The 24,759-nt window shown below is 68.9% G+C and carries 19 protein-coding genes and 3 tRNA genes; 15 read left to right on the top strand and 7 right to left on the bottom strand.

Annotation, left to right across the window (positions count from 1 at the left end; genetic code table 11):
- Positions 1 to 7 precede the first annotated feature (7 nt).
- From NHL51_RS10175 to NHL51_RS10205, 7 genes are all read left to right on the top strand, one after another.
- Positions 8 to 793: an isoprenyl transferase gene (locus NHL51_RS10175; RefSeq protein WP_434143465.1), complete on the top strand. Its 786-nt coding sequence runs from the start codon at positions 8 to 10 to the stop codon at positions 791 to 793.
- 20 nt (positions 794 to 813) lie between these two features.
- Positions 814 to 2,010 carry a tRNA dihydrouridine synthase DusB gene (gene dusB, locus NHL51_RS10180; protein WP_434143467.1) on the top strand — a complete coding sequence of 399 codons (1,197 nt, stop codon included), beginning with the start codon at positions 814 to 816 and terminating at the stop codon, positions 2,008 to 2,010.
- Positions 2,003 to 3,274, top strand: coding sequence for a deoxyguanosinetriphosphate triphosphohydrolase (locus NHL51_RS10185; RefSeq protein ID WP_434143469.1), 1,272 nt, complete (start codon positions 2,003 to 2,005; stop codon positions 3,272 to 3,274). Before dusB ends, NHL51_RS10185 begins: the two co-directional genes overlap by 8 nt.
- Positions 3,275 to 3,420: 146 nt before the next feature.
- The gene (gene dnaG / locus NHL51_RS10190; protein ID WP_434143471.1) at positions 3,421 to 5,373 is read left to right on the top strand and encodes a DNA primase; all 1,953 of its coding nucleotides are present in this window, start codon (positions 3,421 to 3,423) and stop codon (positions 5,371 to 5,373) included.
- 58 nt (positions 5,374 to 5,431) lie between these two features.
- Positions 5,432 to 6,280 carry an ATP-binding cassette domain-containing protein gene (locus tag NHL51_RS10195; protein WP_434143472.1) on the top strand — a complete coding sequence of 283 codons (849 nt, stop codon included), beginning with the start codon at positions 5,432 to 5,434 and terminating at the stop codon, positions 6,278 to 6,280.
- A gap of 127 nt (positions 6,281 to 6,407) precedes the next feature.
- Positions 6,408 to 6,480 (top strand) — tRNA-Asn (locus tag NHL51_RS10200).
- 56 nt (positions 6,481 to 6,536) lie between these two features.
- Positions 6,537 to 7,091, top strand: a complete 555-nt coding sequence (locus tag NHL51_RS10205) for a gamma carbonic anhydrase family protein (RefSeq protein ID WP_434143474.1) — start codon at positions 6,537 to 6,539, stop codon at positions 7,089 to 7,091.
- A 344-nt stretch (positions 7,092 to 7,435) separates the two neighbouring features.
- Here the strand turns inward: NHL51_RS10205 and NHL51_RS10210 are convergent.
- Positions 7,436 to 7,506: transfer RNA gene (locus tag NHL51_RS10210), tRNA-Gly, on the bottom strand.
- Between the two features lie 151 nt (positions 7,507 to 7,657).
- Here NHL51_RS10210 and NHL51_RS10215 point away from each other — a divergent pair.
- From NHL51_RS10215 to clpX, 5 genes are all read left to right on the top strand, one after another.
- Positions 7,658 to 7,735 (top strand) — tRNA-Pro (locus NHL51_RS10215).
- 53 nt (positions 7,736 to 7,788) lie between these two features.
- The gene (gene tig, locus NHL51_RS10220; RefSeq protein WP_434143476.1) at positions 7,789 to 9,147 is read left to right on the top strand and encodes a trigger factor; all 1,359 of its coding nucleotides are present in this window, start codon (positions 7,789 to 7,791) and stop codon (positions 9,145 to 9,147) included.
- Between the two features lie 184 nt (positions 9,148 to 9,331).
- Positions 9,332 to 9,919 (top strand): ATP-dependent Clp protease proteolytic subunit, encoded by a 588-nt coding sequence (locus tag NHL51_RS10225; RefSeq protein WP_434143478.1) that lies wholly within the window; start codon positions 9,332 to 9,334, stop codon positions 9,917 to 9,919.
- Positions 9,920 to 9,939: 20 nt separating this feature from the next.
- Complete coding sequence (locus NHL51_RS10230; protein WP_434143480.1) at positions 9,940 to 10,593, top strand: ATP-dependent Clp protease proteolytic subunit; 654 nt, start codon at positions 9,940 to 9,942, stop codon at positions 10,591 to 10,593.
- 169 nt (positions 10,594 to 10,762) lie between these two features.
- The gene (gene clpX / locus NHL51_RS10235; RefSeq protein ID WP_434143482.1) at positions 10,763 to 12,037 is read left to right on the top strand and encodes an ATP-dependent Clp protease ATP-binding subunit ClpX; all 1,275 of its coding nucleotides are present in this window, start codon (positions 10,763 to 10,765) and stop codon (positions 12,035 to 12,037) included.
- Positions 12,038 to 12,070: 33 nt separating this feature from the next.
- Here clpX and NHL51_RS10240 read toward each other — a convergent pair whose 3' ends face one another.
- The 6 genes from NHL51_RS10240 to NHL51_RS10265 all read right to left on the bottom strand — a co-directional run bounded on the left by NHL51_RS10240 (position 12,071) and on the right by NHL51_RS10265 (position 18,851).
- Positions 12,071 to 12,568 (bottom strand): hypothetical protein, encoded by a 498-nt coding sequence (locus NHL51_RS10240; protein WP_434143483.1) that lies wholly within the window; start codon positions 12,566 to 12,568, stop codon positions 12,071 to 12,073.
- A gap of 28 nt (positions 12,569 to 12,596) precedes the next feature.
- Positions 12,597 to 12,866 (bottom strand): Fe-S oxidoreductase, encoded by a 270-nt coding sequence (locus NHL51_RS10245; RefSeq protein ID WP_434143485.1) that lies wholly within the window; start codon positions 12,864 to 12,866, stop codon positions 12,597 to 12,599.
- A gap of 2 nt (positions 12,867 to 12,868) precedes the next feature.
- A complete protein-coding gene (gene valS, locus NHL51_RS10250; protein ID WP_434143487.1) occupies positions 12,869 to 15,457 on the bottom strand; it encodes a valine--tRNA ligase in 2,589 nt (862 codons plus the stop codon).
- 195 nt (positions 15,458 to 15,652) lie between these two features.
- Positions 15,653 to 16,555 (bottom strand): glycine betaine ABC transporter substrate-binding protein, encoded by a 903-nt coding sequence (locus NHL51_RS10255; protein ID WP_434143489.1) that lies wholly within the window; start codon positions 16,553 to 16,555, stop codon positions 15,653 to 15,655.
- Between the two features lie 68 nt (positions 16,556 to 16,623).
- Complete coding sequence (locus tag NHL51_RS10260; protein ID WP_434143491.1) at positions 16,624 to 17,529, bottom strand: ABC transporter permease; 906 nt, start codon at positions 17,527 to 17,529, stop codon at positions 16,624 to 16,626.
- Positions 17,529 to 18,851, bottom strand: a complete 1,323-nt coding sequence (locus NHL51_RS10265) for a quaternary amine ABC transporter ATP-binding protein (protein WP_434143493.1) — start codon at positions 18,849 to 18,851, stop codon at positions 17,529 to 17,531. The genes NHL51_RS10260 and NHL51_RS10265 overlap by 1 nt, the downstream gene beginning before the upstream one ends.
- A 684-nt stretch (positions 18,852 to 19,535) precedes the next feature.
- Between NHL51_RS10265 and ileS the strand changes: the two genes are divergently transcribed.
- Genes ileS through NHL51_RS10280 form a run of 3 tightly spaced genes read left to right on the top strand, consistent with a single transcriptional unit; the run spans position 19,536 to position 24,708 of the window.
- Positions 19,536 to 22,889, top strand: a complete 3,354-nt coding sequence (gene ileS, locus NHL51_RS10270) for an isoleucine--tRNA ligase (protein WP_434143494.1) — start codon at positions 19,536 to 19,538, stop codon at positions 22,887 to 22,889.
- Positions 22,886 to 24,259: a bifunctional folylpolyglutamate synthase/dihydrofolate synthase gene (locus tag NHL51_RS10275; protein WP_434143496.1), complete on the top strand. Its 1,374-nt coding sequence runs from the start codon at positions 22,886 to 22,888 to the stop codon at positions 24,257 to 24,259. The genes ileS and NHL51_RS10275 overlap by 4 nt, the downstream gene beginning before the upstream one ends.
- A complete protein-coding gene (locus NHL51_RS10280) occupies positions 24,256 to 24,708 on the top strand; it encodes a DUF4233 domain-containing protein (protein ID WP_434143498.1) in 453 nt (150 codons plus the stop codon). Before NHL51_RS10275 ends, NHL51_RS10280 begins: the two co-directional genes overlap by 4 nt.
- Positions 24,709 to 24,759 lie beyond the last annotated feature (51 nt).

Raw genomic sequence — 24,759 nt, forward strand, 5'->3', positions numbered from 1 at the left:
TCGTCCCATGCCCCCAGCACCCTCCTCGCTCGTGCCGGTCGATTGGACCGGTGCGCAGCCCCCGCGCTTCGCGGGCCCGCCGCCCGAGCACGTGGCGATCGTCATGGACGGCAACGGCCGGTGGGCGAACCAGCGGGGGCTCCCGCGGGTGGAGGGCCACCGGATGGGCGAGCAGGCGCTGCTCGACGTGGTCGCCGGCGCGATCCAGGCCGGGGTGAAGCACTTGAGCGTGTACGCCTTCTCGACCGAGAACTGGCGGCGTTCGCCCGACGAGGTGCGGTTTCTCATGGGGTTCAACCGCGATGTGCTGCGGCGTCGCCGCGAGCAGCTCGACGCCTGGAACGTGCGCATGCGCTGGGCCGGGCGCAAGCCCCGGCTCTGGGGGTCGGTCATCAGCGAGCTGCAGGCCTCCGAACGGGCCACGCACGCCAACACCGGGCTCACACTCACGATGTGCGTGAACTACGGCGGCCGCAACGAACTCACCGACGCGGTGCGCGGCATCGCCGCCGAGGTACGTGCGGGGCGGCTGTCGCCGAACGGCATCACCGAGCGCACCATCGAGCGGCATCTGTACGTGCCCGAGCTGCCCGACGTCGACCTGTTCCTGCGCAGTTCGGGCGAGCAGCGCACGAGCAACTTCATGCTGTGGCAGTCCGCGTACGCCGAGATGGTCTTCCTCGACACGCTCTGGCCCGACTTCGGGCGCGAGGAGCTGTGGCGGGCGATCCAGATCTACCATGACAGGGATCGCCGCTTCGGGGGAGCGATCGACGCGCCCTCCCAGTCGTGATCTGCGAGAATGGGGGCGATATGACTGCTCAGACTCTGCACGGCGAACGCCTGCGCATCGGCCCGATCGAACTCGATGTCCCCGTCGTGCTCGCGCCGATGGCGGGCATCACGAACACCGCCTTCCGCAGGCTGTGCCGCGAATACGGCGCGGGCCTCTACGTCAGCGAGATGATCACGAGCCGAGCGCTGGTCGAGCGCACGCCGGCATCGCTGCGGCTCATCAAGCACCACGAGAGCGAGACGCTCCGGTCGATCCAGCTCTACGGCGTCGATCCGAAGACGGTCTCGGAGGCGGTGCGCTTCCTCGTCGATCAGGATCTGGCCGACCACATCGACCTGAACTTCGGGTGCCCGGTGCCGAAGGTGACGCGAAAGGGCGGCGGGTCGGCCCTGCCGTGGAAGAGCGATCTGTTCCGCTCGATCGTCGAGGAGGCGGTGCGCGCCGCCGGCGACATCCCGCTCACGGTGAAGATGCGCAAGGGCATCGACGCCGACCACCTCACCTACCTCGATGCCGCGCGGGCCGCCGAGCAGGCGGGAGTCGCGGCGATCGCGCTGCACGGCCGCACCGCCAACGAGTTCTATTCGGGCCACGCCGATTGGAGCGCGATCGCGAAGCTCAAGGAGACGATCACGAGCGTGCCGGTGCTCGGCAACGGCGACATCTGGTCGGCCGACGACGCGCTCCGCATGGTGCGCGAGACCGGCTGCGACGGCGTCGTCGTGGGGCGCGGCTGCCTCGGGCGGCCGTGGCTGTTCGGCGATCTGCACGCGGCGTTCCGCGCCGAAGCCGGCGAGATCTCGGCCGATGAGGCCGCGAGCGCGCTCGCGAAGCCGCCGCTCGGGTTCGTGATGGACGCCATGCGCCGCCACACCGAACTGCTCGTCGAGTTCTTCGACGGCGACGAGGGCCGCGCCTGCCGCGACATCCGCAAGCACGTGGCCTGGTACTTCAAGGGCTACGGCGTCGGCGGCGACACCCGTCGCGCGCTCGCGACGGTCGAGTCGCTCGAGCAGATGGACGAGATCTTCCGGACCATGGACGCTTCCATGCCCTACCCGGGCGAGGGCGCCGAGGGGCAGCGCGGCCGCGCCGGCAGCCCGAAGCGCGTGCACCTGCCCGACGGTTGGCTGCAGAGCCGTTCGATCGACAGTGCGGCCCGCGCGATCGTGGCCGAGGCCGAGCGCGTCGACGGAGGCTCGGACGGTGGCTGATGCGCAGACCCCGGCCGGCTACGGCGCCCGCGACGCCGAGCGCTTCATGCCCGAGCAGCACCGGGGGCCGCGCAGCGACTACGCGAGGGATCGCGCACGCGTGCTGCACTCGAGCGGCTGGCGCCGGCTCGCCGCGAAGACCCAGGTGCTCAGCCCGACCGCCGGCGTCGACTTCGCCCGCAATCGGCTGACGCATTCGCTCGAGGTCGCGCAGATCGGGCGCGAGCTCGCCGCGTCGCTGGGGCTGTCGCAGGACGTCGTCGATACGGCCTGCCTCGCCCACGACCTCGGCCACCCGCCGTTCGGGCACAACGGCGAGAAGGCGCTCGGCGAGTGGATGTCGGGCTTCGGCGGCTTCGAGGGCAACGCGCAGACGCTCAGAATCCTCACGCGGCTCGAGCCCAAGCACTTCGCCGAGAGCGGCGAGAGCGTCGGGCTGAACCTCACCCGCGCCACGCTCGACGCGAGCTGCAAGTACCCCTGGGCGCTCGACGAAGCGGGCCCCGGCGGGGCCGCGGGCGGCGTGAAGTTCGGCTACTTCGCCGATGACGCCCCCGTGTTCCACTGGCTGCGCGACGGCGCCCCCGATCGGCGCAAGTGCGTCGAGGCCCAGGTCATGGACCTCTCCGACGATATCGCCTACTCCGTGCACGATTTCGAGGACGCGATCGTCAGCGAGCACATCGACCCCGCGTTCCTCACCGCGCGCTCGGGGCACAGCGCCCTGATCGCGCAGGTCGCGGCGTGGGCGGACGACCGGTTCACGACCGACGACCTCGGCGCCGCGTACGACCGCATGTCGGCGAGCCGCAGCTGGTCGGATGCGTGGGACGGATCGCGCCGCCATCAGGCCCGTCTCAAGAACTTCACGAGCGAGATGATCGGCCGCTTCGCCCGCGGCTCGATCGGCGCCACGCTCGATGCGGCGGCGCCCGGGCCGCTCGCCCGCTACGGGGCCGAGATCGTCGTGCCGCACGAGATCCAGGCCGAGATCGCCGTGCTGAAGGGCATCGTCGCCGCCTTCGTGATGCAGAGCGACCGCCGCAGGCCGACCTATCGGCGTCAGCGCGGTCTGCTCACTGAGCTGCTGCACACGCTCTGGGAGTCGGGGGCGCATGAGCTCGAACCCGCCTACGCCGCCGACTTCCGCGCGGCCGGGAGCGAGGCGGCGGCGCGGCGCGCCATCGTCGATCAGGTCGCATCGCTCACCGACCAGTCGGCGATCGCCTGGTACCAGCGGCTGTGCACGGCGCCGCTGGTTTAGGCGGAACGCATCGCGTTCCGCACCAGCGGCGCGGCCGCACCAGATTTCCTCCGAAGCGTGGAGCCTCTGTGCGCATCCGAGAGGCTCCGGTGGGCGATACGGCTCCACACGACCTTCGGCGCGAGCCAGCCGGTATGCTCATCAGCATGGCAGGGCGTATTCAGGCGAGTGACATCGAGGAGGTCAAGCGCCGCGTCAACCTCGGCGATCTCGTCGGCGACTACGTCACGTTGAAGAACGCCGGCATCGACTCGATGAAGGGCCTCTGCCCCTTCCACGACGAGCGCAGCCCCAGCTTCCACGTACGGCCGGCCCTCGGCTACTACCACTGCTTCGGCTGCGGCGAATCGGGCGACGCCTTCACCTTTCTGCAGCGCATGGACCACCTCACCTTCGCGGAGTCGGTGGAGCGTCTCGCCGCCCGCATCCACTACACGCTCACGTACGAGGAGGGCGGGTTCCAGCGCGAGGACGGCCCGAACCGGGCCCGACTGCTCGCCGCGAACCAGGAGGCCGCAGCCTTCTACCGCCAGCAGCTGGCGGAAGAGGAGGGCGCAGCGGCGCGCCAGTTCCTCTCGGGCCGAGGATTCGACGACGCCGCGTGCGAGCGCTTCGGCGTCGGCTACGCCCCGCGCGGCTGGGACGGCCTCACGAAGCACCTGCGCGCCGCCGGCTACACCCAGGTCGAACTCGTGCAGGCTGGCCTCGTCTCGGAGGGGCAGCGGGGCGTCTACGACCGCTTCCGCGGCCGTATCGTCTGGCCGATCCGCGACACGAGCGGGCAGACCCTCGGGTTCGGCGCGCGCAAGCTGTACGAGGACGACAACGGCCCGAAGTATCTGAACACCCCGGAGACGCCGGTCTACCACAAGTCGCAGGTGCTCTACGGCCTCGATCTCGCGAAGAAGGCGATCTCCCGCGGTCGGCGCGCCGTGGTCGTCGAGGGGTACACCGACGTCATGGCCTGCCACCTCGCCGGCGTCGAGACCGCCGTCGCGACGTGCGGCACGGCATTCGGCAAGGATCACATCTCCGTGCTGCGGCGCATCATGAGCGACGACTCGGCGGCGGAAGTCGTCTTCACCTTCGACCCCGACGAAGCGGGCCAGAAAGCGGCCCTTCGCGCCTTCAGCGAGGAGAAGCGCTTCACCGCGCAGACCTACGTCGCCGTCGCGCCCGACGGACTTGACCCGAGCGACCTCCGTCTGCACCGCGGCGACGACGCCGTGCGCGAACTCTTCGCGCGGAAGACCCCGCTGTTCGAGTTCGCCCTGCGCCAGGAGGTCGCCCGCTTCGACCTCAACTCGGTCGAGGGCCGGCTCAACGCGCTGCGCGCCGCCGCCCCCATCATCTCCGAGATCAAGGATCCGGCCCTCAGGCCCGGCTACACCCGTGAGCTCGCCCGCATGCTCGGCAGCGAGCTCGTCGAGGTGCAGCAGGCCGTGCGCGCCGCGAGCGCGAAGCCCGCGCCGCAGGGCGGCGGGCGCGGCCCGCAGCGCCCCGCGCCGCAGCCGCAGCCGCGCACCGGCCGCGCGCACGGCGGCCCGGTCGGCGTACCCGATGCGCCGAGCGACTGGGGCGACGACGGGGGCGATCCCTGGAGCGAGGAGAGCGCCCGCGCCGCACGGATCTCGCTCTCGACCCTGCCCAGCACCCCCGTCGCCTGGCTCGAGCGCGATGCGCTCATGGCGATGCTGCAGCAGGGCGTCGCCGTCGGCCCGGGCCTCATGCAGCAGGCCGTCACGGCCCAGGTGACGACCGAACCGCTGCGCGTCGTGCGCGACGCCGTCGCCGCCGGACTGCCGGCGCTCGGCACCGACAAATGGCTCGACGCCGTGATCGCCGCTGCCCCCGAGACGCATCGGGGCCTCGTGCGCGAGCTGGCGATCGCGCCCATCCCGCAGCGCAACCCCGACATGCTCGAAGCCTACGCCCGCGGCGTCGTCGTCTCGCTGCTCGACCGCGACCTGGTCTCGTTGAAGCAGGAGCTGCTCGCCCGGATGCAGCGCATCGGCAACCCGAGCGACGCGGGCTCCCGGCGCATCCAGGAGCAGCTGGCTGCGCTCGAGGCGGCGCGTCGGGGCTTACGCGAAGAGTGACCGCGTAGGCTGAAAAAGCACGTCCGCACGAAGCAACTGACGGTTAGAAGGAGGCCTGATGGCATACCCCGTCGTCGATGCAGACCCCGTGGTGCGGGTCTCCGACCTCTCACTCTCCTACCCGGCGCACGCCGGCGGCCGATCGTTCCAGGCCGTGGAGGGCGTGTCGTTCCAGCTGCCGCGAGGCGGCATCACGGCGCTGCTCGGCGAGAGCGGCTCGGGCAAGTCGACCCTGACGAAGTTCCTCGCCGGCCGCGCGCTCGACGCCGGGCAGAAGGCGGCGCGCATCAAGCACAGCGGCGGCGAGGCCTCGGTCATGGACGTGCCGATGCGCCGCCTCGGCCGTCGCACCCGCAGCCGCCTCACCGCCTATGTCGGGTACCTGGCGCAGGATGCCGGGGCGACGCTCGTGCCCGAGCTCAACGTCGGCGACATCCTGCTCGAGCCGATCGCGGAACGGTCGAAGAACTTCGACCGGGAAGAGCTCGGCGAGCGCATCGCCGAGATGATGGACATCGTCGCCATGCCGCTCAGCAAGCTGCAGGAGTATCCGTACGAGCTCTCGAAGGGGCAGCGGCAGCGCATTGCCGTGATCCGCGCGCTCATGCTCGACCCGGCCCTGCTCATCGCGGACGAGCCGACCCTCGGGGTCGACGCCAACAACCGGCCGAAGATCGTCGAACTGCTGCAGTGGTACCGCTCGCGCACCGGTGCCTCGATGATGCTCATCAGCCACGACATCGGTATGCTCGAGGCGCTCGTGCAGAACGTGCTCGTCATGCAGCAGGGGCGCTTCGTCGGCGAGGGCGACATCAACGATATCTTCCGCAATGCCGACCACGGCTACGTGCAGCGCCTCGCGCAGGCGCTGCGTGCGACCGCGTACGACGAGATCGCCGAGGAATAGGCGCGTCGGCGGGGGAGCGGCAGTGCTCCGTTCGCGGCCCGCGGGCCCGACGCGCCCGGGGCGCACGATTCGATTTGCGCGGCATCCTCGGGTTTGCCTAGGATAGAGGACGTTGCTTCGGCAATATTCCCCCTTAGCTCAGTTGGCAGAGCGCTTGACTGTTAATCAGGATGTCGCTGGATCGAGACCAGCAGGGGGAGCGGATTCAGCCCCTACCGATTCGGTAGGGGCTTTTCGCTATCCGCGAGGAGGACTCATGGCCGAGGCGGCAGTTCAGCGGGGGCTCGAGATCGCGGTGCCGCCGTACGGCGCCCCGGACGTGCATGCGACGGCATGGCTCGCGCCGGGATCGATCGTCGTGGGCGACGTCGTCATCGGCGAGGAGTCGAGCATCTGGTACAACGCGGTCGTGCGCGGCGACTCGAACGCGGTGCGCATCGGCGCCCGCACCAATGTGCAGGACGGCGTCGTCATCCACACCCAGCGCGGCGACTCCGAATCAGGCGCGGCGATCATCGGCGACGACGTCTCGATCGGCCACAACGCCGTCGTGCACGGGGCGCGCGTCGAGCACGGGTGCCTCATCGGCATGAACTCGACGGTGCTCAGCGGTGCGGTGATCGGCGAGGGATCGCTCATCGCCGCCGGCGCGCTCGTGCCCCAGGGCATGGTCGTGCCGCCCCACTCGCTCGTCGCCGGCATCCCCGGGCGGGTCGTGCGCGAGCTGCGCGAATCCGACCGCGCCGCCGTGCAGCGCAATGCCGAGGTGTACGCCGACTACACGGAGCACCACCGCGACGCGACCCGGTGAGACGACGATCGCCCCCTACCGAGGCAGGGGGCGATCGTCGTTATTGACCGAGGGGATGACGGGCGCGACGATTCTCAGGGATGGACGCATCGCGTCCATCGAATCTCGCGCGATTCCCGGTCTCAGACCCGGAACGAAGTGGAGGGGATGACGGGAATCGACGCGAATGCTGGGCTGCGCCCGGCATTCGCCGCGCTCGCTACGGCTCCGCCTGCGCTCGCGCCGCGACAGTTCGCACGCGATGCGTGCTCATGCTGTCGCGCCCCTTGCGGGGTTCGATTCCCGTCAACCCGGAAACGAGGTGAACCCCTACCGATGGCAGGGGTTCACCTCGTTGTTCACAGAGGGGATGACGGGAATCGAACCCGCGTGACCAGTTTGGAAGACTGGGGCTCTACCATTGAGCTACATCCCCGGAGGGGGTCGGCGCCGCAGCACCTCATCGATCATAGTGCAAAACTCGAGAGGTTCGCATTCGCGCGGTTGCTGAACCCTCGGCGGCTTTCGGCTAGACTTGCTCAGGTTGCGCGGAGACCCGCGCGGCGCTTGGTGACACCCACGTGTTTCGGGGCATAGCTCAGCTTGGCTAGAGCGCCCGCTTTGGGAGCGGGAGGTCGCAGGTTCAAATCCTGTTGCCCCGACCAGGGTCATCAGACCCGACAGGCAGTAGAACGAATTCGATTCATGAGAGGCCAAATTGCCGAAGATCACCGCTGAGAAGCTCACCCCGACCCGTGCGAAGCTGAGCGCCACCGTCGCTCAGAGCGAGCTGGATCCGTACCTCAAGCAGGCCTACAAGACCATCGCCGAGCAGGTGTCGATCCCCGGCTTCCGCAAGGGCAAGGCGCCCGCGCAGATTATCGATCAGCGCGTCGGCCGCGAGGCCGTCATCCAGGAGGCCGTCAACGCCTCGTTGGACGACTTCTACCGCGCCGCACTCGACGAGTCGGGCGAGCGCCCCATGGGCCGCCCGAGCGCCGACGTCGAGGCCTGGCCCGACGCGAAGGACGAGAAGAGCGAGCTCGTGCTGGTCTTCGAGGTCGAGGTGCGCCCCGAGTTCACCCTGCCGGACTACGACGGTCTCGAGATCGTCGTCGACGACGCGCAGACCGATGACGACGCCGTCGAGGCCGAGCTGACCAAGCTGCGCGAGCGCTTCGGCAACCTCGTCACCGTCGACCGCGCCGCAGCGAAGGGCGACTTCGTCGAGCTCGATCTCGTCGCGCGCATCGACGGCGAAGACGTCGATCAGGCTTCGGGCGTGTCGTACGAGGTCGGCGCGGGCAACCTGCTCGAGGGCACCGACGAAGCCGTCGAGACGCTGACCGCCGGCGAGACCACCACGTTCGCTTCGCAGCTGCTGGGCGGCGAGCACGAGGGCAAGGAGGCGGAGGTCGAGCTGACGCTCACCGCCGTCAAGGAGCGAGAGCTCCCCGAGGCCGACGACGAGTTCGCGCAGCTCGCGAGCGAGTTCGACACCATCGCCGAGCTCCGCGAGAGCCTCAAGGAGCAGGCCGACCGCACCGCCGTCTTCGCTCAGGGCCAGCAGGCGCGCGACATCTTCACCGAGACCCTCATCGAGCAGGCCGGCATCCCGGTCTCCGAGGAGCTCGTCGAGGAGGAGGTGCACCGTCACCTCGAGGGCGAAGGCCGTCTCGAGGACGACGAGCACCGCGCCGAGGTGCGCAAGTCCTCCGAGCAGCAGATCCAGCTGCAGCTGCTCCTCGACGCGATCGTCGAGGCAGAGGGCGTCACTCCGACCCAGAACGAGCTGTCGCAGTACATCTTCCAGTCGGCGCAGCAGTACGGCATGGAGCCCGCGCAGTTCCTCCAGGCGATCAGCCAGGGCGACCAGATGGGCGTCATCCTCGGCGAGGTCACCCGCAACAAGGCGCTCGCCGTTGCGCTCGGCAAGGCGAAGGTGACCGATAAGTCGGGCAACGTCGTCGACCTCAGCGAGTTCGTCTCGGTCGACACCGAGGACGAGGCGGAGGAGGCCCCCGAGGCCGCCGAGGCCGCCGAGACCGAGGCTGCGGAGACCGAAGCCGCCGAGTAGGGCGCTTCGCACTGCGCGAACACCGTGAAGAGGGATCCCGCCGCCGAGGCGCGGGATCCCTCTTCCGTCTTCTCGGGCACGCCGGGCGACGGGGCGCCCGCGACGTGTCGCCGTCAGCGAACACGGCCGCGCATCGCCCGGCGAGTCGATAGCCTCGAATCAGACAACAAGAATGGAGCGCCGCATGGCAGAACAGACGCCCCCGCCGAACCAGGTGTTCGACCGGCTGCTGAAGGATCGCATCATCTGGCTCGGGTCGGAAGTACGCGATGAGAACGCGAATGAGATCTGCGCCAAGATCCTGCTGCTCGCAGCGGAGGATCCCGAAGCGGATATCTACCTCTACATCAACTCGCCCGGCGGCTCGATCACGGCCGGCATGGCGATCTACGACACGATGAGCTTCGTGCCGAACGACATCGTCACGGTGGGCATCGGCATGGCGGCCTCGATGGGGCAGTTCCTGCTCACCGCGGGCACCCGGGGCAAGCGCTACATCACGCCGAACGCCCGCGTGCTGCTGCACCAGCCGCACGGCGGCTTCGGCGGCACCGCGAGCGACATCCAGACCCAGGCGGCGCTCATCACCTCGATGAAGAACCGCCTCGCCGAGATCACGGCGGCGCAGACGGGCAAGACCGTCGAGCAGGTGAACGCCGACGGCGATCGCGACCGCTGGTTCACCGCCGATGAGGCGCTCGAGTACGGTTTCGTCGATTTCATCCGCGATTCTGCCGCAGACGTCGTCGGCGGCGGCGGCACGAACAAGTAACGGTGAGGAAGAACCCGGATATGACGAACCTTCAGATGCCGCAGGCCGGGGGCTCCGGCCTGCAGATGCCCGACGCCCGCTACGTGCTGCCGTCGTTCGAGGAGCGCACGGCCTACGGCTTCAAGCGCCAGGACCCGTATGCGAAGCTCTTCGAGGACCGCATCATCTTCCTCGGCGTGCAGGTCGACGACGCGTCGGCGGACGATGTCATGGCCCAGCTGCTCGTGCTCGAGAGCCAGGATCCCGAGCGCGACATCACGATGTACATCAACTCGCCGGGCGGTTCGTTCACGGCGATGACGGCGATCTACGACACGATGCAGTACATCCGTCCGCATGTGCAGACGGTGTGCCTCGGTCAGGCCGCTTCGGCCGCCGCGGTGCTGCTCGCCGGTGGCCAGCCGGGCAAGCGGCTGGCGCTGCCGAACGCGCGCGTGCTGATCCATCAGCCCTCGGTCGGGCAGGCGGGGCACGGCCAGGCCTCCGATATCGAGATCCAGGCCGCCGAGATCATGCGCATGCGCGACTGGCTCGAGGAGACGCTTTCGAAGCATTCGAAGCGCTCGATCGAGGAAGTGCACAAGGACATCGATCGCGACAAGATCCTGAGCGCCCAGGAGGCGTTCGAATACGGTCTGGTCGACCAGGTGCTGACGAGCCGCAAGAACGCCTGATCGGCTCGCGGCCCCCGCATCCCGTTGCTTCTGCAGGGATCGGGGGCCGCTCCCGCGCACCCTGTTCGAGCGACTGCGGCTCGAGACGGCGTGCCCAGCAGGGCAATGTCGGCGGGTGCGGTTAGTCTTCATAAGAAGTTGATGCATACCGAGTGTGAAGGAGCCTGGGGTGGCGAAGATCGGCGAGAGCAGCGAGCTGCTGAAGTGTTCCTTCTGCGGGAAATCGCAGAAGCAGGTGCAGCAGCTCATCGCCGGCCCGCAGATCTACATCTGCGACGAGTGCGTCGCGCTCTGCAACGAGATCATCGAGGAGCGCCTCGCGGAGCATCAGACCGCGGAGCCCTCGGACTTCGCGCTGCACAAGCCCCGTGAGATCGCCGAGTTCCTCGATCAGTACGTGATCGGCCAGGAGCGCGCGAAGCAGTCGCTCGCGGTTGCCGTCTACAACCACTACAAGCGCGTGCGCGCGATGTCGGCGCTGACCGCCGCCGAGGAGGCGTCGGAGCAGGTCGAGATCGCGAAGTCGAACATCCTCATGCTCGGGCCCACCGGGTGCGGCAAGACCTATCTCGCCCAGTCCCTCGCGCGCCAGCTCGGCGTGCCCTTCGCGGTCGCGGATGCGACGGCGCTCACCGAGGCGGGCTACGTCGGCGAGGACGTCGAGAACATCCTGCTGAAGCTGCTGCAGGCGGCCGACTTCGACGTGCAGCGCGCCGAGACCGGCATCATCTACATCGACGAGATCGACAAGATCTCGCGCAAGGCCGAGAACCCCTCGATCACCCGCGATGTGTCGGGCGAAGGGGTGCAGCAGGCGCTGCTCAAGATCTTCGAGGGCACCGTCGCCTCGATCCCGCCGCAGGGCGGGCGCAAGCACCCGAACCAGGAGTTCATCCAGCTCGACACGACGAACGTGCTGTTCATCGTCGCGGGCGCCTTCGCCGGCCTCGAGGAGATCATCGGATCGCGCCTCGGCAAGGGCGGCATCGGTTTCGGCTCGCCGGTCGCGAGCAAGCGCAACGACGACGAGCTGATCTCCGAGGTGCAGCCGGAAGACCTGCACAAGTTCGGGCTGATCCCCGAGTTCATCGGCCGTCTTCCCGTCGTCGCGACGGTCAGCCCGCTCGACGTCGAGGCGCTCACGCGCATTCTCACCGAGCCGAAGAATGCGCTCGTCAAGCAGTACCAGCGCATGTTCGAGATCGACGGCGTCGGCCTCGAGTTCGAACCGCAGGCGCTCGAGGCGATCGCCGAGCTCGCCGTCGCCCGGAAGACGGGCGCGCGAGGACTGCGCGCCATCATGGAGGACGTGCTGGGCCCGGTGATGTTCGAGGTGCCCTCGGCGGGAGATGTCGCCAAGGTCATCGTGACGCGGGAGGCCGTGCTCGGTGAGGCTCCGCCCCGGGTGCTGCAGGCCCACGGGCGCGCAGAGCGCAGCGCCTGAGACGGCCTCGCGGGCCCCGGGCCCCGGAGGAGCTCAACCGGCGATGCTCGTGATGTCGTAGTTCAAGAAGACCGGGCCGCCATCGGGTTCGGGCATCGTGACGGCGATGACGGAGAGCTCCGCGCTCGTGAGCGTCGCGGCGATGCCGCCCTCGGTGGTATCGGCGGTCTCGCCGACCGTGAACCCGCCCTGTTCGATCACGGCCTGCCAGGCCGCGTCGGCGCCGGCCTGATCCCTGGCTTCGAAGACGATGAACCAGACCCCCGGTTCGCGTTCGCCGGTGTCGTCGACGGTGAGGCCGTCGATCAGGGGGAAGGCGGCGGGGAAGCTTTCGGGGATCTCGGTGCGCTTCTCGAACGCCTCCTCCGGAGGCTCGGGATGCTCGGCCTCGCCCTGCTCGATCGGGTTCTTGCCGTGGAACTCGCTCCCATCGGGCGCGGAGCCGGGCTCGGGCGCGCAGGCCGCGAGCGAGAACGCGACGAGCACGGCGGCCAGCGAAGCCGCTACCGAGCGATACGGGTGCTGCAGCATGGGTGATGCCTCGTTTCGGAAGTGTCGTTCAGTTGAGCCAGTCGTCGTCATCGTCGGAGTGGCCACCCGGCGCATCCGGTCGCTCGGTTGCGTCGACCGCGCCGACCCGTCCCGCGGCATCGACGCCGAGCACGACGAGGTCGTCGAGGGCCGCCCGCGGCCGGCCCTCGAGCCAGGTCAGCGTCCAGGCCGACGCTCCGGGGTGGACGGCCTCCTGCTCCGCGATCGCGTCGTGCAGCAGCGGGGGCACGCTGCGGTGCGGCGCGTCCCCGGCCTGCCAGCGCACCCCCAGCTGCATGATCAGCCCTCGACCTGCTCGAGGCGGATCTCGGCGACGGTCACGGCGTCGACGTCGGCGGCCTCGATGCGCAGATCCGCGATGCGGCCCACCGCCGCGAGGTCGGCGGACGCGAGCTCGAGACGATCGCGATCGGCCGCAGGGGCGTGCACCCGGGCGAGCTCGACGGGCGTGCGCTGAGACGCCTTCGCCTCGGTCTTGGCGCCGCGGATGCCGATGAGCGCGCGCCCGACGAGGTCGAGCAGCGCCGAGTCGGCGTCATCGCCCACGAACTCCTGCACCTCAGCAGCGCTCGGCCAGGCGGCGCGGTGCACGGAGCCCTCGCCGAACCAGGACCAGACCTCTTCCGTCGCGTAGGGGAGGAACGGAGCGAACAGGCGTGCGAACGCGGAGAGCGCCGTGCGCAGCGCGGTGACGGCGGAGGCCTGTTCCTGGCCGACGCCGTTGTGGGCGCGCTCCTTGACGAGCTCGAGGTAGTCGTCGCAGAAGGTCCAGAAGAACGATTCCGTGATCTCGAGAGCGCGGGCGTGATCGTAGTTCTCGAAGGCGCGAGTGGCGCCTGAGATCACGTGCTGCAGGCCCGCGAGCATCGAGCGGTCGATGGCCTCGGTCACCGTCCCGGCGCCCGACGCATCGAACGAGAGCGTGAACTTCGCCGCATTCAGCAGCTTGATGGCGAGACGGCGACCGATCTTGATCTGGGTCGGGTTCTGCGGGTCGAAGGCGGCGTCGGTTCCGAGCTTCGCCGATGCCGCCCAGTAGCGCACCGCGTCCGAGCCGTGCTGCTGCAGCATGCCCGCCGGAGTGACCACATTGCCCTTCGACTTCGACATCTTCTTGCGGTCGGGGTCGAGGATCCAGCCCGAGATGCCCGCGTTCTTCCAGGGCAGGGTGCCCGACTCGAGCTCGGAGCGCAGCAGGGTCGAGAAGAGCCAGGTGCGGATGATGTCCTGGCCCTGCGGGCGCAGATCGTAGGGGGAGACGAGATCGAAGAGCGCGGGATCCCGCTCCCACTGGCCGGCGAGCTGCGGGGTGAGCGATGACGTCGCCCAGGTATCCATCACGTCGACTTCGCCCTGGAAGCCGCCCGCTTCGCCGCGCTGCGACTCGTCGTAGCCGACGGGGACGTCGCTCGACGGGTCGACGGGCAGGCTGTCCTCGCTCGGCAGGATCGGACGATCGAATACGGGGTTGCCGTCGGCGTCGAGCGGGTACCAGACCGGGATCGGGACGCCGAAGAAGCGCTGGCGCGAGATGAGCCAATCGCCCGAGAGGCCCTCGACCCAGTTCTCGTAGCGCACCCGCATGAAGTCGGGATGCCATTCGAGCTGCTTGCCGTGCGCCAGGAGTCGCTCGCGCAGCGCCTCGTCGCGGGCGCCGTTCTTGATGTACCACTGGCGTGTCGAGACGATCTCGAGCGGCTTGTCGCCCTTCTCGAAGAACTTCACGGGGTGGGTGATCTTGCGGATCTCGCCGACGAGTTCGCCCGAGGACTGCAGGGCCTCGACCACGGCCGCCTTGGCGCTGAAGACGGTCTTCCCGGCGAGCTGGGCGAAGAGCTCGCGGCCGCGTGCGGAGGTGATGGCCTCGGGGGCCTCGGAGACGATGCGGCCATCGAAGCCGAGGATCGCGCGGTTCGGCAGATCGAGTTCGCGCCACCAGATGACGTCGGTGACATCGCCGAAGGTGCAGATCATGGCGATGCCGGTGCCCTTGTCCTGTTGGGCGAGGTGGTGCGCGACGATCGGCACCTCCACGTCGAAGAGGGGCGTGCGCACCGTCGTGCCGAAGAGCGCCTGGTAGCGCTCGTCGTCCGGGTGGGCCACGAGGGCGACGCATGCCGCGAGCAGCTCGGGGCGGGTGGTGTCGATGAGGAGGTCGCCCGATCCATCGCTCTTGTGGAATGCGAGCGCGTGGTAAGCGCTCGGCTGCTCGCGATCCTCGAGCTCGGCCTGCGCGACGGCGGTGCGGAAGGTCACGTCCCACAGCGTCGGCGCCTGCGCCTGGTAGGCCTCGCCGCGCTCGATGTTGCGGATGAACGCCAGCTGGGAAGCTCGCAGCGACTCATGGCCGATCGTGCGGTAGCTCTGCTTCCAGTCGACCGAGAGGCCGAGCGTGCGCCACAGATCCTCGAACTGCTGCTCGTCCTCTTCCGTCAGGCGTTCGCAGAGCTCGATGAAGTTGCGGCGCGAGATCGGCTGCTGGTCGGCGGCCTTGATGCTCTTGCCGTCGCCGCCGTCATGCGGGGGGACGAAGCCGTCGACGTAGGGGAGCGCGGGGTCGCAGCGGACGCCGTAGTAGTTCTGCACGCGGCGCTCGGTCGGGAGGCCGTTGTCGTCCCAGCCCATCGGGTAGAAGACGCGCTTGCCGCGCATGCGCTGGAAGCGCGCGACGGTGTCGGTGTGGGTGTACGAGAAGACGTGGCCGACGTGCAGCGAGCCCGATGCGGTGGGCGGGGGAGTGTCGATGCTGTAGACGTCATCGCGGGTCGCGCCCGCACGATCGAAGGCGTACGTGCCCTCGGCTTCCCAAACCTCGCCCCACTTCTCCTCGAGTCCTTCGAGTTTCGGCTTGTCGGGGATCGCGCTCATACAGGGGCTCCGTTTTCGCTATGGGCGGCACCGCGTGATCGAGCCGGCCGATTCGGCGGACGGGCTCTGGTGCCTGATGGTCAACCCGACCCAGTCTAGCCGCTGGCGTTCGGGAAAGCGGGGAGGCGGTGCACGGCAGAAGGGTCGCCCGGTGACCTGCACCGGACGACCCTTCGTCGCTCTGTCGACCGAGCGTCAGTCGGTCAGCAGGCCGGGGTAGGCGTCGGCGTTCTCGGCGAGCCAGGCGTCGACCGCGCCCTGCGGGTCGTCCTGGTACTCGTCGCCGGTGATCAGTCCCTCGAGGGCGCCGTACGCGGCGTCATCGAGCTTGATCTTCGACACGTACTCGGCGACCTCGGGGAACTCGTCCGCGAAGCCCTTCTTGCCGAGGAAGTGCAGCGACTCGGGCTCGCCCATGGCGCCCTTCGGATCCTCGAGATCCTTGACGGGGAAGGCGTCGTTCGCCCAGAACGGGCGCCACAGCGTGACGACGACGTCCTCCTCGTTGTCGATCTTGTCCTGCAGTGTCGCGAGCATCGTGGCGGTCGACGAGGTGACGAGCTCGTACTCCGAATCGAGTCCGTACTCGGGCATCATGACGGTCTCGGTCTGCTCGGTGAGGCCGGCGCTCGGCTCGATGCCGATGATCTCCCCGCCGAAGCGGTCGGCCTGGCCCGTGAGATCCTCGATCGAGTTCACATCGTCCATGTACTCGGGCACGGCGATGGTGAGCACGGCGCCGTCGTAGTACGCGCCGAGATCGTCGATGTCGTCGCCGTACTGCTCCATGTAGGTCGCGTGGGTGACCTCGGACCAGGCCGACGGGTACATGTCGAAGTCGCCGCTCGCCAGGCCGGTGTAGAGCACGCTCGCCTCGGTGAGCTCCTCCATCTTCACGTCGTAGCCCATCTTGCCGAGCTGATCCTCGAGCAGGTACGCCGTGCTCAGGCCGTCGGTCCAGCTGGGGAGGAAGCCGAGGGTGATGGTGCCCTGGTCGCCGCCCGTGGCCTCTCCATCGCCGGAGCCGGAGCAGCCGGTGAGCGCGAGAGCCGCGGCGGCTCCGAGTGCGATGAATCCGGTGAGCTTGCGCATGTGCATATTGCGTCCTTTCTTCCCGTGCGACGAACGCACGGCTGGTGGGTTTCTAGAAGTCGTGCAGCGGCCGGTCAGGCCGCCTTGGCCAGGGCCTGCTTGCGCTGCGCATCGCGCCGCTTGCGCAGCGCGCCGAGCAGCGAGTGGCGGTAGTCGCCGGGGTTGCCGAGCGCGGCGGTGACGCGGTCGAGGAAGACGGCGAGGATCACGACGCCGAGACCGGCTTCCACGCCCTGGGCGATGTTGAGGGTCGCGATCGCCGCGACGACCTCCTTGCCGAGACCGTTCGCTCCGGCCATGCCGGCGACGACGGCCATGGACAGCGCGAGCATGATGACCTGGTTGATGCCGGCCATGATGGTCGGCATGGCGAGGGGCAGCTGGATGCCGCGGAGAATCTTGCCCGGAGTCGCGCCGAAGGCGTAGCCCGCCTCGACCGTCTCCGAATCGACGCCGCGGATGCCGAGCTCGGTGAAGCGCACTCCCGGCGCGACCGAGAACAGCACGGTCGCGAAGACGCCCGGCACGTAGCCGATGCTGAAGAAGATCACGGCGGGGATCAGGTAGACGAAGGCCGGCATCGTCTGCATGAAGTCGAGGATCGGCTTCACGATCGCGCTGAACGCGTCGTGCCGCGCGGCGAGTATGCCGAGCGGCACCGCGATCAGCACGGCGATCGCTGCGGCGACGATCACGAGCGCGAGGGTGAGCATCGCGTTCTCCCATTGCCCCATCGCGACGATGAGCAGCATCGTGAGCAGCGTGCCGACGGCGAGCTGCCACGAGCGGACGAGCCAGCCGATCAGCGCGAAGACGATGATGAGTACGGCGAACGGGACGGCGGTGAGACCGTCGGCGAGCCCGGAGACGAGCATCTTCACGACGAGCGTGATCACGTCGAGCAGCCCGTCGAAGGTGCTCTTGAACCAGTCGAGACCGTCGGCGACCCATTCGCCGAGCGGAATGCGGAATCCGTCCATCAGCGCGCCTCCCCGTCCTCAGCGCCGCCCGCGGTCGCGGCGGCGAGCGTCTGCGTGATGATGTCTGCGGGAACGTCGGGCGTGGGTTCGATGATCGGGATCTCCGTAGTGACGGCGGGCAGGTCGGTGAGCGCTGCGAGCAGCGTGACGCGGGGGACGACGCCGATGAGACGGTCCGCCTCATCGGTGACGGCGACCGGCAGCGGCGATTCGACGGCGAGCTCGAACAACTCGGAGATGAGCTGGTCGGGTTTCACGATCGATGGCGTCGGACGCAGCCGCTCGGTGATGTCGCTGCCGCCCTCGCGCACCTGGCGCAGCACGTCCTTGTCGCGGACGACGCCGAGGAGCTTGCGCGACCCGGTGGTCACGAAGCATGCGGAGGTCTGCAGGTCTCGCATCGTGCGCAGCGCGGTGCGCGGGCCGGCGCTGGCGGGGACGACGGCGCGCGGCGGCTCCATGACATCGCCCGCGGTCAGTACGCGCGCACGGTCGACATCCTGCACGAACTGGGCGACGTAGTCGTTCGCGGGGTCGGTGAGGATATCGTTCGGGGTGCCCACCTGCACGATGCGGCCGTCGCGCATGACGGCGATGCGATCGCCGAGGAACATCGCCTCGTTGAGGTCGTGGGTGATGAAGACGATGGTCTTGCCCAGCTCCTGCTGCAGCTCGACGAGCTGCTCCTGCATCTCGCGGCGGATCAGCGGGTCGAGTGCCGAGAACGCCTCATCCATGAGCAGGATATCGGTGTCCGCGGCGAAGGCGCGGGCGATGCCGACGCGCTGCTGCATCCCGCCGGACAGTTCGCCGGGCATATGGTTCTCCCAGCCGGCGAGGCCGACGCGGGCGAGCCACCCGGTGGCGCGCTCGTTGCGTTCGGCGAGCGGAACGCCCTGCAGTTCCAGGCCGTACGCCACGTTCTCGAGCACGGTGCGGTGCGGGAGCAGCGCGAAGTGCTGGAACACCATCGACATGCGGTCGCGACGGATCTCGCGCAGTTCGGCGGGGGAGCGATCGACCACTTCGGCGCCCTGCACCTTGATCGAGCCCGCTGTCGTCGGGTTCAGCCCGTTGAGCATGCGGATCAGCGTGGACTTGCCGGATCCGGAGAGGCCCATGACGACGAAGATCTCGCCCGGCTGCACAGTGAAGTCGGCGTCAATGACCGCGGCCGTGCCGAACTGCTTCACCTGGTCGCGCGTGGCTCCGCTCTTCAACCGCTTCACGGCCTCGCGCGCGCGACGGCCGAAGACCTTGTAGGCCCCCGTCACCTCGATCGCCGGGACGACCGCGGCGCTGTGCTCGGGTGGTGTATTCACTTCTTCAACTCTCTCGATAATGAATCCGAGAGGCCGGGAACGACGGGGTCGTCGCAAACGATTCCGATCGGTCGAGCCGTTTTCCGGCGCTGCCGAGCGAAGGCCTCTCAGCAGGCCTGCATCTGGTATTGCGCGAGCATATCGGCCACCTGCCATCGCACTCATCCCGGTTCGCCGTATCTCAGCGTTTTCGGTCCGGGGGCGCAATGAGCGGCACTGATTTCTGCACTCAACGCTGTCTTCGACGCTAACAAGGGTGTGGTGCGATCTGCAATGCCTGTGTTTCGGCCATCGGTCGCTATGAAGATCCGATTGTTAGCCTGATCTGGAGTTCTCACTTCGAGCAGTCGTTATGCGTTCGTTACCTGGAAGTCCGTTCGGCGGGCCGCCGGGCCGCATCCGCGGGCTGCGGCCCGGTTCGGGCTCTGCTCGGATACGATGCGATAGGGTGGTCTTCAAGGACTGCGAACCGGCTATCACCGGGGAGTCCTCGGAAGAACGGTGCCGCGGCTCGCCGCGGCGCTCAGTAGAACCGAGCGGGTGGCCCGTTACAGCCGAACGAAGTGGCCGCGCAGGCATCCGCAAGGGTGCAGTGCGGCAAGCGGGGTGGTACCGCGGGTCGACGAATCTCATCGGCCCGTCCCGGCAGCAGGACACGATCAGCCGCAGCCGACAAGGACCCCCATGCCGTACCCGCAGCAGCACACCGGTGCAGAGCAGCCAGCAGCCGAAGACCGCTCAGGAGCAGCGTTCGGCGTCTCGCCGTCGCCGAAGCTCCCCGAGATCGAGCAGAGCGTGCTCGGCTACTGGGCCGCCGACGACACGTTCCGCGAATCCATCCGTCAGCGCGAGTCCGCGCCCGAATGGGTGTTCAACGACGGCCCTCCCTTCGCCAACGGCCTGCCGCACTACGGCCACCTGCTGACCGGTTACGCGAAAGACGTCTTCCCGCGGTTCCAGACGATGCGCGGCAAGAAGGTCGAGCGCCGCTTCGGCTGGGACACTCACGGCCTCCCGGCCGAGCTCGAGGCGATGAAGCAGCTCGGCATCACCGAGAAGAGCCAGATCGAGGAGATGGGCGTCGCGGAGTTCAACGCGAAGGCCCGCGAGTCGGTGCTGCAGTACACGAAGGAGTGGGAGGAGTACGTCACCCGCCAGGCGCGATGGGTCGACTTCGAGAACGACTACAAGACGCTGAACCTCGGGTACATGGAGAGCGTGCTGTGGGCGTTCAAGCAGCTCTACGACAAGGGCCTCGCCTACGAGGGCCACCGCGTGCTGCCCTACTGCTGGCGCGACGAGACTCCCCTCTCGAATCACGAGCTGCGCATGGACGACGACGTCTACCAGATGCGCCAGGACCCGTCGGTGACGGTGACCTTCCCGCTCACAGGCGATCGCGCTGAAGCGCTCGGACTCACCGGCGTACGCGCCCTCGCGTGGACGACGACCCCGTGGACGCTGCCGACGAACGCCGCGCTCGCAGTCGGGCCCGAGATCGACTACGCCGTCGTGCCGGCAGGGCCGCTCGGCGCGGCCGACGGCGCTGCCGAGGGCGAGGCGGAATACCTCATCGCCATCGATCTCGCGGGCAACTACGCCAAGGATCTCGGCTACGAATCCGCCGACGCCGTGCGCGAGGCCGCGGCGCGAACCGTGCGCGGCGCCGACCTCGCCGACGTGCGCTACACCGCCGTGTTCGACTACTTCGCCGATGCCGAGACCTGGGGCACCGAGAACTGCTGGCGCATCCTCGTCGACGACTACGTCTCGACGAGCGACGGCACCGGCATCGTACACCAGTCGCCGGCGTACGGCGAAGACGACATGCGCATCACGACCGCTGCGGGCATGCCGACGATCGTGAGCCTCGACGACAGCGGACGCTTCATCAAGGCCGTCACCGACGTCGCCGGCGAACTGTGGATGGATGCGAACCGGCCGCTCATCCGTCTGCTGAAGCAGAACGGCCGGCTGCTGCGCGAGCAGAGCTACGAGCACAGCTATCCGCACTGCTGGCGCTGCCGCAATCCGCTCATCTACAAGGCGGTCTCGAGCTGGTTCGTACGCGTCGCTCCCATCAAGGAGCGGATGCTCGAGAACAACGAAGCGATCACCTGGGTGCCCGAGAACGTGAAGCACGGCCAGTTCGGCAAGTGGCTCGAGGGTGCGCGCGACTGGTCGGTGAGCCGCAACCGCTACTGGGGCAGCCCGATCCCCGTCTGGAAGAGCGACGACCCCGAGCACCCGCGCGTCGACGTCTACGGCTCGCTCGCCGAGCTCGAGCGCGATTTCGGGGCACTGCCCGTGAACGACGACGGCGAGCCCGACCTGCACCGCCCCTATATCGACTCGCTGACCCGGCCGAACCCGGACGACCCGACCGGCAAGTCGACCATGCGCCGCATCGAGGACGTCTTCGACGTCTGGTTCGACTCGGGGTCGATGCCCTTCGCCCAGGTGCACTACCCGTTCGAGAACCGAGACTGGTTCGACACGCACCAGCCCGCCGATTTCATCGTCGAGTACATCGGTCAGACCCGCGGCTGGTTCTACGTGCAGCACGTGCTCGCGACCGCGCTCTTCGACCGCCCCGCGTTCAAGAACGTGATCAGCCACGGCATCGTGCTCGGCTCGGACGGCAACAAGATGTCGAAGAGCCTGCGCAACTACCCCGACGTCAACGAGGTCTTCGACCGCGACGGATCCGACGCGATGCGCTGGTTCCTCATGGCATCGCCCGTCGTGCGCGGCGGCAACCTCATCGTCACCGAGGAGGGCATCCGCGAGGGCGTGCGCCAGTTCATCCTGCCGCTGTGGAACACCTGGTACTTCTTCAGCCTCTACGCGAACGCCGACGGCACCGAAGGCGTGCGCCGCACCGACTCGAGCGATCCGCTCGACCGCTACATCCTCGCGAAGACCGGGCAGCTCGTGCGCGACGTCGAAGCGCACCTCGAGGGCCTCGACACGACCTCCGCTGCGGAGTCGCTGCGCGCGTTCGCCGAGGTGCTGACGAACTGGTACGTGCGGCGCTCGCGCGATCGCTTCTGGGAGGGCGCGACCGGCGACCCCGCGAACCGGCAGGCCTTCGATACCCTGTACACCGTGCTCGAGACGCTCACCCGGGTCGCCGCACCGCTGGCGCCGCTCGTCACCGAGCAGATCTGGCGCGGGCTCGGGTACACCGAGGGCCGCAGCGCCGGCCGCTCGGTGCACCTCGAGGACTGGCCCGTCGCCGACGAGTTCCCGGTCGACGACGAGCTCGTCGCGGCCATGGACGAGGTGCGCGACATCACCTCGCACGCGCTCTCGCTGCGCAAGGCCCGCCGCCTGCGCGTGCGTCTGCCGCTCGCGCGGCTGACCGTGGTCACGACGCGACCAGCAGCGCTCGAACCCTTCACCGACATTCTGCGCGAAGAGCTCAACGTGAAGTCGGTGGAGCTCGCGCAGCAGACGGAGGGGAGCGCGGCCGAGCACGGCATCGTGCACACCCTCGCCGTCAACGCGCGTGCAGCGGGCCCTCGTCTGGGCAAGCAGGTGCAGCAGGCGATCAAGGGCGCGAAGTCGGGCGACTGGAGCGAGGTCGACGGCGTCGTCACGGCCGGCGGCATCGCCCTCGAGCCGCACGAGTACGAGCTGACGCTCAAGGCGGGCGACGACTCCGCGGGAGCTTCTGCGCTCGCGCTGATTCCCGGCGGCGGCTTCCTGCTGCTCGATACGGCGACGACTCCGGAGCTCGAAGCGGAGGGCATCGCGCGCGACGCGATCCGCGCCGTTCAGGAGGCGCGCAAGAACGCCGGCCTCGACGTCAGCGATCGCATCTCGCTCACCCTGAGCGCGGCTCCCGAGTACGCCGCGGCGCTCGAGGCGCACGCAGATCTGATCGCGAGGGAGACCCTCGCGACGAGCTTCGGCCTCGGCGAAGGCACGGGCGAGGCTCCGGAGCAGACGCCCGATGGCGTCTTCGCGACCACGGCCTCCGCTCTCGGCGCCGAGAAGGCGGCGGTGCAGATCGTGATCGAGGCCGCGCGATGAGCCCCCTGGTCACCGGTGGTGTCGGCGCGGGCGGCTCCGAGCCCGCGGAACGGGTCTTCGAGGAGCTCATGACGCGGGTGGGCGAGGCGAACCCGCGCCCCCGTATCGAGCCGGTGCGCCGACTCGCCGAGCTCGCCGGATCGCCGCAGCTGTCGTTCCCCGTCATCCAGATCGCCGGCACCAACGGCAAGACCTCGACCAGCCGGGCGATCGAGTCGCTGCTGCGTGCGCACGGGCTGCGCACCGGTCTCTTCACGAGCCCGCACCTCGTCGACTTCACCGAGCGCTTCCAGATCGACGGCGAGCCCGTCGACGGCGCCGTGCTCGAATCGGCCTGGAAGGAGCTCGAGCTGCCGCTCCAGGCGGTCGACGCCGAGCTCGAGGCCGCCGGGCAGGGGCCCATCACCTTCTTCGAAGCGCTCGCCGTGCTCGCCTACGCCGTCTTCGCCGATGCTCCCGTCGATGTGGCGGTCATCGAGGTCGGGATGGGCGGCGAATGGGATGCCACCAACATCGTCGATGCGCAGGTCGCGGTGTTCACCCCGATCGCCCTCGACCACACGGCCATCCTCGGGCCCGACATCGAGACGATCGCGCGCACCAAGGCCGGCATCATCAAGACCGGCAGCACCGCGGTGACGGCCGAGCAGCGGCCGGAAGCGCTCGAGGAGCTCGAAGCGGCGGCCGAACGCCACGGCGCGCGTCTCATCGTGCAGGGCCGCGACTTCCGCCTCGTCGAGGACAGGCTCGCGGTCGGCGGACGCCAGATCGACGTGCTCGGCGTCTCGGGCCAGGCCTACGATCCGGTGTTCGTGCCGCTGTTCGGGCGGCATCAGGCCGAGAACGCGACCCTCGCGACCGCGGCCGTCGAGGCGTTCTTCGACCGCCCGGTCCCCGAGGAGATCATGGACGAGGGCTTCGGGCAGCTGACCTCGCCGGGCCGTCTGCAGCTCATCAGCGCCGACCCCGTCGTCTACGTCGATGCGGCGCACAACCCGCATGGAGCCGAAGCGCTCGTGCGCGCGGTCGTCGAATCGTTCGCGTTCACCGAGATCGCGATAGTGGTCGGCGTGCTGGCGGAGAAGGATGCCGCGGGTCTGCTCGAGAAGTTCGCGCCGATCGCCGATCGCGCCACCGTCACGCGAGTGGATTCGCCGCGCAGCATCGGGTCGGACCGGCTGCGGGAGATCGCCGTCGAAGCGATGCCCGAGACCGCGGTCGAGGTCGCGGAGTCGCTGGCGGAGGCGCTCGACGAGGCGCGGGCGTGGGCCGCTCGCGAGCAGGGCCGCGCGGTGCTGGTCGTCGGTTCCGTCGTGCTCGCCGGCGAGGCGATCGCCCACGCGCGCGCCGAGGGCTGGGGGAGCGCATGACCGATCAGCAGCCCGGCTCGGACGACGACCTCGTGCTCTCGCCCTCCGAGGAGCGCGCGCACAATGCGGCTCTCCGCGTGTCGGGCGCGGGGCGGGGCGCGGGCTCGACGCAGAAGGCGCTCGCCTCGATCGTGCTCGGCTTCGAGCTCATCATCGTCGTGCTCATGGGGCTCACCATCTTCGGCCTCGGCATCCTCGACCCGCGCGAGCTCGGTCTCTTCATCGGCGGCGGCCTCGCAGTGGTCATCATCGCGGCCCTCGCCGCGATGCGCTTCGGTCGCATCGGCATCGTGATGGGGTGGGCGGTGCACCTGCTCATGCTCATCACCGGTTTCGTGCTGCCCGCGGCCGTCTTCGTGGGGCTCGTGTTCACGGCCCTCTGGGTCTTCTGCATGGTGCGAGGCGCGAAGATCGACCGCGATCGCGCAGCCTGGATGGCCGCCCAGTAGACTGGCTCGGCAGGGATCGACCCCGCCTTCCCGACGACACGAAGGAGCGTG

Origin of the sequence: Leucobacter sp. gxy201 (genome assembly GCF_051043335.1) — a bacterium.
Classification (GTDB): Bacteria; Actinomycetota; Actinomycetes; order Actinomycetales; family Microbacteriaceae; genus Leucobacter.